The sequence below is a fragment of the Radiobacillus sp. PE A8.2 genome, from assembly GCF_045635475.1.
Lineage (GTDB): Bacteria > Bacillota > Bacilli > Bacillales > Amphibacillaceae > JBJGXI01.
The window spans coordinates 32,022-42,179 of the sequence record NZ_JBJGXI010000046.1; the positions used below are offsets into that span (position 1 = coordinate 32,022).

12 protein-coding genes are annotated in these 10,158 nt (G+C 38.2%); 4 read left to right on the plus strand and 8 right to left on the minus strand.

The annotated features are described in order from the left end of the window. Positions 1–129: a hypothetical protein gene (locus ACI6MV_RS19830; RefSeq protein ID WP_407272058.1), complete on the minus strand. Its 129-nt coding sequence runs from the start codon at positions 127–129 to the stop codon at positions 1–3. Positions 130–285: 156 nt separating this feature from the next. After that, entirely contained in the window at positions 286–1,200 is a 915-nt protein-coding gene (locus tag ACI6MV_RS19835; RefSeq protein WP_407272059.1) for a LysR family transcriptional regulator, read from the minus strand. A 70-nt stretch (positions 1,201–1,270) separates the two neighbouring features. On the opposite strand from ACI6MV_RS19835, the gene ACI6MV_RS19840 reads away from it, so the two are divergent. After that, positions 1,271–2,356, plus strand: coding sequence for a citrate synthase/methylcitrate synthase (locus ACI6MV_RS19840; protein ID WP_407272069.1), 1,086 nt, complete (start codon positions 1,271–1,273; stop codon positions 2,354–2,356). A gap of 161 nt (positions 2,357–2,517) precedes the next feature. Then, positions 2,518–2,640, plus strand: a complete 123-nt coding sequence (locus ACI6MV_RS19845) for a hypothetical protein (protein ID WP_407272060.1) — start codon at positions 2,518–2,520, stop codon at positions 2,638–2,640. A 219-nt stretch (positions 2,641–2,859) separates the two neighbouring features. Here the strand turns inward: ACI6MV_RS19845 and ACI6MV_RS19850 are convergent, their stop codons facing one another. After that, a complete protein-coding gene (locus ACI6MV_RS19850) occupies positions 2,860–3,762 on the minus strand; it encodes a glycine betaine ABC transporter substrate-binding protein (RefSeq protein WP_407272061.1) in 903 nt (300 codons plus the stop codon). Between the two features lie 615 nt (positions 3,763–4,377). On the opposite strand from ACI6MV_RS19850, the gene ACI6MV_RS19855 reads away from it, so the two are divergent. Continuing rightward, positions 4,378–5,010, plus strand: coding sequence for an RpnC/YadD family protein (locus tag ACI6MV_RS19855; RefSeq protein ID WP_407272062.1), 633 nt, complete (start codon positions 4,378–4,380; stop codon positions 5,008–5,010). Between the two features lie 296 nt (positions 5,011–5,306). On the opposite strand, the gene ACI6MV_RS19860 is transcribed toward ACI6MV_RS19855, so the two are convergent. The 3 genes from ACI6MV_RS19860 to ACI6MV_RS19870 all read right to left on the minus strand — a co-directional run bounded on the left by ACI6MV_RS19860 (position 5,307) and on the right by ACI6MV_RS19870 (position 7,707). Then, on the minus strand, positions 5,307–6,422 hold the full coding sequence (locus ACI6MV_RS19860) for a DUF4145 domain-containing protein (protein ID WP_407272063.1): 1,116 nt from the start codon (positions 6,420–6,422) through the stop codon (positions 5,307–5,309). 355 nt (positions 6,423–6,777) lie between these two features. Beyond that, on the minus strand, positions 6,778–7,503 hold the full coding sequence (locus tag ACI6MV_RS19865) for a hypothetical protein (protein ID WP_407272064.1): 726 nt from the start codon (positions 7,501–7,503) through the stop codon (positions 6,778–6,780). Further along, positions 7,504–7,707 (minus strand): hypothetical protein, encoded by a 204-nt coding sequence (locus ACI6MV_RS19870; RefSeq protein ID WP_407272065.1) that lies wholly within the window; start codon positions 7,705–7,707, stop codon positions 7,504–7,506. It lies immediately after the preceding gene. Between the two features lie 423 nt (positions 7,708–8,130). Between ACI6MV_RS19870 and ACI6MV_RS19875 the strand changes: the two genes are divergently transcribed. Continuing rightward, positions 8,131–8,328: a hypothetical protein gene (locus ACI6MV_RS19875; RefSeq protein ID WP_407272066.1), complete on the plus strand. Its 198-nt coding sequence runs from the start codon at positions 8,131–8,133 to the stop codon at positions 8,326–8,328. A gap of 170 nt (positions 8,329–8,498) precedes the next feature. Here the strand turns inward: ACI6MV_RS19875 and ACI6MV_RS19880 are convergent, their stop codons facing one another. Further along, entirely contained in the window at positions 8,499–9,170 is a 672-nt protein-coding gene (locus ACI6MV_RS19880; RefSeq protein ID WP_407272067.1) for a sugar O-acetyltransferase, read from the minus strand. A 94-nt stretch (positions 9,171–9,264) separates the two neighbouring features. Then, on the minus strand, positions 9,265–10,158 hold an 894-nt coding region (locus ACI6MV_RS19885), incomplete at its 5' end, for a tetratricopeptide repeat protein (RefSeq protein ID WP_407272068.1).

The window sequence follows — 10,158 nt, forward strand, 5'->3', positions numbered from 1 at the left end:
TTATAAGTATTTTACCGCAGTTCTGTTCTGGAAGTTTAATACACGCATTATATCACCAATAAGATTATCTGCTAATGGCTGTAAGATTTCTTCAATTTCCTGGTTTTCCTCATAGATCTCCCTAGTCATCGAAAACAGTAGCATTGCATGACAGAAAGAACTATTCATCATCCCCCAAGTTAACTAGATTATACTCACGAATACGACTATCCGTCGCAAACTCAACAACTACAACCGCTTCAGCATTATAAATCCCATCATTTTCACGAAGAATACCTTACTCCTTCACGTATACCGATACCCCGAAATAAATTCCAAAAATTCCTCTTCCATGGAATTACTGTATTTTAAAATCGCATATGCATTTGCACTCGGTAGTTCGATCTCGCTCCATTCTGCTGACATTAGTCTTCCTTCTGCCAGTTCACGCCTGCAGCTGGATAATGGCAGAAACGACACCCCGAGTCCTTCTACGATAAATCGCTTAGAAATATGCGTCTGGGTAACGTGCATCGTTTTTATTTTTGGGTACCTCAACCGTAGCGCAGGCATAAGCTCCTTCCAATAGCTCGGGTGATTACCTGTAATGAGATAGTTGGTTGATACTACTTCCTCGACATCAATGGCTGGGGCAGTTTCGCTGTCAAACCCATCATGAGCCATCACGAAGATCACCTCATCCTCGTAAAATAATTCCGTCCGCAAGCTTGAATCAGATGCGGGCAAACAGGATAAACCGATATCGACCTGTTCATCTAATACGGCCTGTTCGATCAACGTTGATTCCACAATGTTTACCGAAATTTCCACCTCAGGATGCGAATTCACATACTGTTTTAGCACAAACGGCAATATTGTTTCAGCAAGCAACGGGGAAATGGCGATGGAAAACTTCGTTCGGTAACCTTGCGAAATCGCCTGTGCATCCTTTAATCCATCTTGATATACATGCATCATTTTTTTAGCATGTGTTAAAAAATTTCGACCTTCCTCTGTTAACAACACCTTTTTGTTCGTTCGATTGAACAAGGAAAACCCTAACTCCTTTTCTAGCTGCTTGATATGCACCGTTACCGTCGGCTGCGATACATAGAGCATCTCCGCTGTTTTACGGAAATTACCCTGATCAGCAGCTAAAATAAAGGTTCGAATCCATTCAAAATCCACAAAAAACACCTCGGTATTAAGTTTTTTAATCATTATAATTAATAATATTTAATTTTATTAATCAATACTATCTCATATACTATTAGCAGATGACAAGGAGGGAATCGGAATGATTTATAAAGGATTAAAAGGGATTGCTTGTACGGAAACAACGATTAGTAACATTGATGGAGATAAAGGTGAATTAATCTACCGTGGTTATGATGCAAAAGAACTTGCCGGTAACCACAGCTTTGAAGAGGTTGCTCATCTGTTATGGTATGGGCATTTACCGGATCAAAACGAGCTAGAAGCGTTAACAAAAAAGTTAGCGTCTAAACGAGAATTGCCTGCTTACATTACAGAAGTGATCAAGCAACTGCCGGAACATGTTGACATGATGAGCGTCATGCGAACGGCCATTTCCGCATTAGGGTCTCGTTCTTTTCCATGGAAGCCAACTGTGGAACAAGCGATTTCACTTACTGCACTCCTGCCAAGTGTAATTGGATATCGATTAGCACAGCTAGAAAACAGAATCTTCACGTATCCAGAAGCATCGTTGGGCCATGTTGCGTATTATTTATTTATGTTATCAGGGAAAATCCCTAGCACTACCCACACACACGCGTTAGAGGCATACTTCATATTGACGATGGAGCATGGACTAAATGCATCGACATTTTCTGCACGGGTGACAGCGTCAACAGAATCAGATATGGTATCGGCACTAGTTTCTGCGATTGGCACGATGAAAGGCCCATTGCACGGTGGTGCGCCAACCGGCGTACTTCAATTGTTGGAACACGCTTCCGGCGGGGCAGACATGAAACAGATGATCACAGATAAGGTCAACAACGGCGAACGAATTATGGGCTTTGGACATCGCGTTTACAAAACCTACGATCCAAGAGCAATGGCACTCAAGTTAAAAGTAAAGCAATTAGCAGGACAGGATTCTTGGTTGGATTTAGCGATGCAGCTGGAAGAAGATGCGGTACGTGTTTTAGAAGTTTTAAAACCAGGACGTTCCTTATACACAAACGTAGAATTTTACGCAGCGGCGATCATGAAGACATTGAATATGGATCCCGCCTTGTTCACCCCTACCTTTACATCGAGTCGCATTGTCGGCTGGACAACGCATATTATCGAACAGGCAAGTGATAATGTTATCTTTAGACCTTCTTCTGTGTATGTTGGGCAGTAAAGGAGGAGCCTTCTAAGAACACTTAGGAGGCTTCCTTTATAACGGTAGAAACTGAATTATGGAAGCTAGACAAATAAATTTTTCATAAAATAACCATTTTCACCTATCTATTATACTGTTAGAATCCCCTTAGACCCGTATCAGTCCAATCCGAGCAAATAATGACAAGAATCACCGTCTTCGAAATAGCAAAGTTACTGCTTAATAGAAACATGAGTATCGATGAAATATCTGAAATAACAGGGTTAGATAAAATAGAAATTGAAACAATGAAAAACCATTAGGGATAGGGAGTGGTATGCTCTTAGTACGTTTCACTTCCCCATCGCTCTAAATCAGACGAGGCGCCGGATCCAAGACGTAGATTATATCCATTGCATCATCCTCTTTTCCACTCGCATCTAGAACCTAAAGTATACAAAAAAATACCTGTAGTTTAATCACTCTTTTTCAAGTGTCCTAACTACAGGTACCATTTTAGCAGGATTAATAAGGGAACATTATTATTCCTTGGGTTCTAAATCTTCAAGAGAATCAATATCCATATAAGACGGTACAGCTAAACCGGTCTTTGCACCCTCTAAGTTTGGTCCCAAATCATCAAACTCACCTTCGTATTGCTCGTATAAATAAGCGTGTGTTACTGGCATCCATGCTGCTAATGATACATCTGCGATACCAGTTGCTATAGCCTCAAACATTACTGCCGGGTCAACTTGTGTAAGTGTCACATCAAACCCTTTTTCTTCTAATGCAATTTTAGCAACATTTGCTGTAAAAATCGCATCATCCCATGGTAAAAGCGCGATTTCGATGGAAGTACCATCCACAGGATTTACAGCTTTTGTCCATTCTGCTACGATTTCTTTATTGGTACTAGCCCAATCCTTGGCCACTTGTTCAAAATCAGAATCTTGAGCTTTTAATAATGCATTTTCTAGATCTGGAAGCTCCAAGTGTATGCGATCAAGAATTGTATAAGCTTCAGGCATATCATCCTTTAAACCTTTTCTGGCAATAGTTTTAATCATTCCTTCATCTCCAAAAATACCTTTGGGATCCTCTAAATATTTTAGATCCCACTTGGCAAACTTGTAATGAGGAGACCATGCACTAAAGATTATCGGCTCTTCGTTATCAATAGCTTCACTTAATTCTGTTAACATTGCTCCTGCTGAAGACAGTTCCTGTTCCCACCCAGCGAGGTTATCGTACGAATCTAAAACTTCTTCATTGGTTTTAGTCTGTCCAGCACCAGGCTCTGTACCGGTAATTGTATACTCTAGTTCTTCACTAACACTTTTTGCTGATTGTTCATTTTCTTCAATGGATCCACACCCTGTAACAATAAGGGCTAAGGATAAACAAGTAATTAAACCGATATTTTTCCATTTAAAATTCATCATATATAAAATTTACTCCATCCTTATGTACTATTATTTCAATCTTACGAACTATTATCCCGCTACTTCTGATGAAACGATCCCCAGCTGGTTGATCTCAAGCATGCAAGATTAATACTATACTTATTGGGTTCATGATTCAAACGTCAAATTTAGATATTTCTGTACATATAGTTCGTGAAATCGTGATTAAACGGAGCTTTCAATGAGGCATGTCTCTTTTGCTTCTTTTTTCTCTATATTACGTGTTACATGTATAATTTTAGTTTTAGTTTGGCGGGATTTCCGACTATAGCTCATCGGGGGAACATGGGGTCAGAGTAACTGTTCCGTTTTGTGCCATCTCATAACATGCATGTGGGACGAGACGCAGACGCTCTGTTCCACACGAATATTCTTGAATTTAATCACACTTTCCAACTAATAGTAGACTGCCCTCATTCGTTCCGATATTGTTGCAGTTGGATCTTGTGTTATTACAAATATCATTTTGCATCTCTAAAAAAGGTTACTAATATTGGTATTGTTTTTACAATATGCACCGATTAAAATGACAAAACCCTCCCCTTGTAACCTCGCATTAAACATTTTCTCCACTTAGACAACTCACACATTCTATTGAATAATGGTGAAAATGCAATTGTTTTACCATATTATAAAGGAGGATGTGAATGGAAAACGTTTAATAATCAGGTGTTAAATTTCGCGTATCTCTTATTAGATGTGAATCGATACAAGAAGGAAGAATTAGTATCCATTTCTAATTTAATGTCATCTGTATTTTTATTAGATCAAGACACACGTGATCCAGACGAAATTTTCATCCGACTTCGTGATGTTGTTAGTGCTTTGCAGAAGCTAACGCAAGAAGAAGTAACCTTGTTTACAAACTGGTTAAAACAAGTTGTTGTGAAAAGGTTCTCGCTTGAGGATCAAGTTGAATTGTTAAACATAATGGATAATTCTGAGGCTAGGGAGGGGATAGAAATGTATTCAAATTTGGAAGAAAACCTAAAGAAATTAGAGGAAAGAGGCGAACAACGAGGAAAACGAATTGGAGAACAAAGAGGAGAAAGAATAGGGGAACGAAGAGGAGAACGAATCGGAGAACAGCGTGGCAAAGAATTGGGTTCAAAGAACAAAGCCATTGAAATAGCAAAGTTACTGCTTCATAAAAACATGAGTATCGATGAAATATCTGAAATCACAGGGTTAGATAAAGTGGAAATTGATGCAATGAAAAACCATTAGGGATAGGGAGGGCAGGCTCTTAGTCCTGTTTCACTCCCCCAACGTTCTAAATCAGACGAGGCGCTGGATCCATGACGTAGATTATTTCCATTGCATGAACACGAGCCCCTCCTGCTTATATGTGAGTCAATCTTCTATTCGCCATCTCGATATTAGCCCAACGCTTCACCTTTTCATTACGAACAGTGGCCAGGCACTGTTCCTAAGAGTAGATTCCAAATGGCTTTTCGCCTGTTGTCATATATTAATGAGGGTACCTAGTACGCCAACCATTTGAAGCACCAGGTACCCCTGCCTTACCCTTGCAACTCCTTCAACTGCATAAACAGCTTCTGAACTGTGCCTACTCCTACTCTGTCATACTTTGCTAAGATGAGCAGTTCTTGTGGTAATTGTCTCACCTTTTCCATCCCATCTTCTTGCATCTGTCTCAAAAAGTTTGGAAAGCCTTTGAAATTATCTTCGGTCAATGGAATTTGCGCTAAATCTTCTGTCATGATGATATAGTCAGATCTGAAGAATATGAGCAGTTCACCAGGTCTCTCCTGCATAATTTGGCGCCGTTCACGCTCTTCTTTAATGAAGTTTTTTAAATCATTAAAGAATAATTGATCGTTATCTTCCTTATATCTTTTTACGTGATTGTACATGCCTTCTAAATCACTAGGTAACTCACTCATAATTCGAGCTTGTTGGGCTCCGCCAAGTGCAATCATGAACCGTTCTGCATTTTCAAACCGCTGTGGCAGGAGGAATGCGTCTCGTAAGAAAAAAGGAATGTCTACTGCTTCCCCTTTATACGTGATCGTTCTAAGGACCGTGTCGCCTGGGATGATAACTGGCTCGACTTCTTCCGCTTCTACCTTTTCTTCTACTGCTACATTAGTGTCAACTTGGCCGGCAATCTCAGATACCTTTTGCAGCACGGATTCTTGCCACCTATTTAAACTGAACTCGATCTCTTGTATATCATACTTATTTGCCGAATTTAAAGCAGGCTCCTGATAACGAGGAATGCCTTTATGCACCGGCCCATAGCTATACATGAACCAATTTGCAAGCAAATACAATGACTCCCAGCTAGAAAGAGCTTCAGAATATCGAAATGCTTTTGTGTTGTGCGCGGCATCATTTCCTAGCACTCTCACATTATGTACCGCATCACAAACGTCTATTGGCAAAACATCATACGACTGCAATAGCTGAATACGGTCTTTTAACCCATTACAGCCATGATCAGAAATCCCTTCACTCTGAATAACACGATGCACAATATCTTCGACGAATGCACGCGCATGCGTTAACATCATTCTCGGGCTAGTAAACACACTATATTCTAACTCTCTACCAAGCGCAGCTAAATCCTTCGAAATAGGAGTCAAAAATTTATAAAAATAATCATTATTTTCCATCATAAACACCTTTCCAGCAAATCTTTGAAGTTAACATCTTAGTTGAGACTATTTATTTTATCATAAATAGATAGAAATATAATTTCTGGTAGATAACAAGTGTTGGAATTTTAAAATAGAACAGATACCTGACAGATGATAGTGCTAAGTTCTATAAATGTTACTTCCTTACGAATATTGCCATTGCCTTCCTAGCTTCATTGCCTTTTCATTTTGGCAATTTCATCAGCTGTAACAGTTGAATGGATAGAATACGACCTATGCTCACCGCAAAGCCAGATTCAAATGGCAGGAAGTATGAAAAAAAATAGAGTTACTGCCCCATCTAACTTAAACGATATTCCCTGTATTCCTTTCAAGCAACTTTAAGAATTCTTACTATACCAATCGATTCTTCCGTATAATATGTATGCACAAAATCAGAATCCAACGTTGCAAAATAATTAATTTCGTGTTGCGTAGTCAATGCAAGATGGATCGCATCCGCCGGACCAAGTTGAAAATATTTAAAATGATTGAGGGCATGATGTTGTGTTGTTTCATCAGAATATGGAGTAATAATCCGGAAACCTATTTGTTCTTCAAAGGTAGAGTATATTTGTACACTATTTTTATAATAGTGCTTGAGATAATCTCTATGTTGAGGAAATTGAAGTTTAAAATCCTTCATAAGCTGTTCAATTGGGTAAATTAATTCACCTGTTTGTACCAACTTTTCTATTCTCTTTTTGGGAACGAGAGAATGAAGGCGCTTTGCAGTCTCTATATTACCTATTTCATATAAATCTTTATGTGATAAGGGATATGTTGGATTTTTAATAACACTATTAGCAATAGTTAGAACGTTGCGGATATGGTTCTTAAATAAATTATGAATAACTTCCGTAACAACCATATTACTTATAGCGATACATTTAACTCCATCCTGTTCCCATTTCGAGAATATTTCAGCTACTTTATCGCCTCGTATATCGTCAGAATCTAAATAAGACAAAATAAAACAAGCATCTAAATAAATTGACGCTTGTCGAAAGTCAATTTCCTTGATTTCTTCATATTCTATTACAAAATTGTTAGTCATTTACTTACCTTCCTTATAAAGTTCTACCAATCCTTTTTGAGTCATAGAAGAAACAGCAATATGCTTTCTTAAGTTATGGAATTTTGTTTTCTTGGCATTGCCCTGGAATTTTTCATTTTTCACATCTGCTACTGTACCCACATGAATCACCCCTCTTATATTATTATGAAATTTGTCATAAGGTTCTTTTGGACAATAATCCATAAAAATCCTCCTTTTGAAGAAATTATCTATAAATACTATTATCTATACTATTTCCAATCATAGTATTAACTAAACGAAGCCTTTATAGCAACCACAATATGTTACATCGGGAATTCTTCTGCTCATGGACATTTTAATATTTTTCATCAATCAGATTCTGACACTCTATCTTACAGCATATTTGTACCAAGAAATTATATGTAAAAAATGAAACGAATTATTATGACGATATGAACTTATAAAGCACTTACATTTCCTAATACAAATAAGGATTTACCTGGTATAATATAGTTAATATCATGATAAATCGAAATTTTTAAAATAATACGGACAACGAGGAGGGACATCTTTTATTGTTCCGCATCCGCATGGGGAATCTGTATACCAAAAATTTTATGAGAAAAATAATGAAGAGGTTGTAAAATGAATAAAATTTTAGCGTTCTCTATTTCAGGAATGGGGTTAACTGGTGCCGTCCTAATCATCTCGGTGGCTCTATTATTCAACCCTCCAATAGGAAATGTATTGAAGATAGTAACGGCTGGTTCTACAACAGCTTTCGTTATCTTCGCAGTTTCAGCTCTTGTTCTTCGTCGGCAATTAGATGGAAAAAGAGAGTAATATATTTATTAAATTAATAAAGTCGGTATAAAGGAGTAGACAAATTTGTCTACTCCTTTATGCGCAAGCCCGGCATGGGCTATAACTTGGTGGTGAAAGTCCACTACATTTCATGAATCCCATCAGGTGTACAACTGTCCATCTCATGGGCCTGGCCCCCTTCAACCACGTTAACTAAAATCTTCATCCTCAATCTTCATATCTTTATTATAATACTTCAGATCGTTCTCATTAATCTCTCGTATGACTTTGCAAGGACTTCCCATAGCTACTACATTTGCTGGAATATCTTTTGTCACGATACTTCCCGCACCGATTACAGTGTTCTCCCCTATAGTAACCCCTGGCAGAATAATTGAACCTGCACCAATCCAAACGTTATCGTCAATTTTCACAGGTAGGTTGTACTGTACTCCTTTTCTCCGCAATTCTGGATGAATCGGATGCGTTCCTGCATCAATCGTCACATTAGGACCAATCATCACATTATTTCCTATGTAAATATCGGTGTCATCCACCAATGTCAAGTTGAAATTGGCGTAAACATCATTTCCTAAATGTGTATGCCGTCCCCAGTTAGCATGAACTGGTGGTTCGATATAAACGTTCGTTCCTACTTCAGCAAACAGTTTGTGCATTATTTCTTTTCTCAATTCTCCCTCAGAAGGACGAGTGTGGTTAAAATCATAAAGCACCTCTAGACATTGCGTCTGTTCTTTTATTAACGCTTCATCGTTGCAAAGATATAATCTTCCACTTTTCATTTTTTCCTTAATTGACAATTGACTCACTCCTATGATCATCGTTCGTATCGTAATAATACCTATAATCGATTTTAACATACGTTGTTTTGTTTAACTAAAGCGTACATCGTCTCATTTCCTTCAATTCATGTGTCTGATCCTTTCAAGCTATTTAATGTACCAAACACAAAACTCATAGCTCTTTTAATCTCTCCTTTGCCTGATCATCACCTTTTAAAGCGGCTTTTTTATACCAATATTTAGCTTTCTTTATATTAACTTGGGTTCCAATTCCATTCTCATAACAAAGACCAAGATTGAACTCCCCATAAGAGTCACCCTGATCAGCAGCCATTTGGTACCAAGATATCCCTTCGTCCCCCTGGCCATTTTCCACTGCCTCATGTCCTAGGCGATTTGCTGCAAACACATCACCAAAAAGGGCGGATTCCGTAAACCATCGTTTGGATTCTTCCTTGTCTACTTTTGTCCCAACACCATTTTCATACATATAGCCAAGTGTATACATTGCTTCTGGAACACCTTTATCGGCTGCTAGTTTGAAAAGTTCTAGAGCTCTTTCTTCATTCTTCTCCACATACTCCCCGCGTAAATACATATCGGCATAATTGTTTAGGGCGTCGGCATGTCCTTTTTCCGCAGCTTCTCTATAATAAAAATACGTTTTTTCCAAATCATGCTCCACAACTCTCCCAACAAAATATTCATTACCTAACAAGTAGAGAGCATCCACACTACCAGCATCAGCTGCTACTTTGAACCAGTCAAAGGCCCATTCGTCACGTTGAATTGATTTATAAAAATCAGCCAGGTCGAGCTGGGCATCTGTATTACCAACTAAGGCTTTTTCATATAGGGAGATAACTTCCTCTTCTTCCTGTTCGTCAATATAGATTTCCGAAAGATCATTTGTGGGATTGACTATTTCGGATAAGATAATTTCCATATCACGTATTAAAATAGATTTATATTCCTCGTTAAAGACAGTTACGTGCACTAACTGCGTATACAAGACAGCAATATCGTCGGGAAGATTATTTTTTAAAGACATATATTTTTTAAAAAT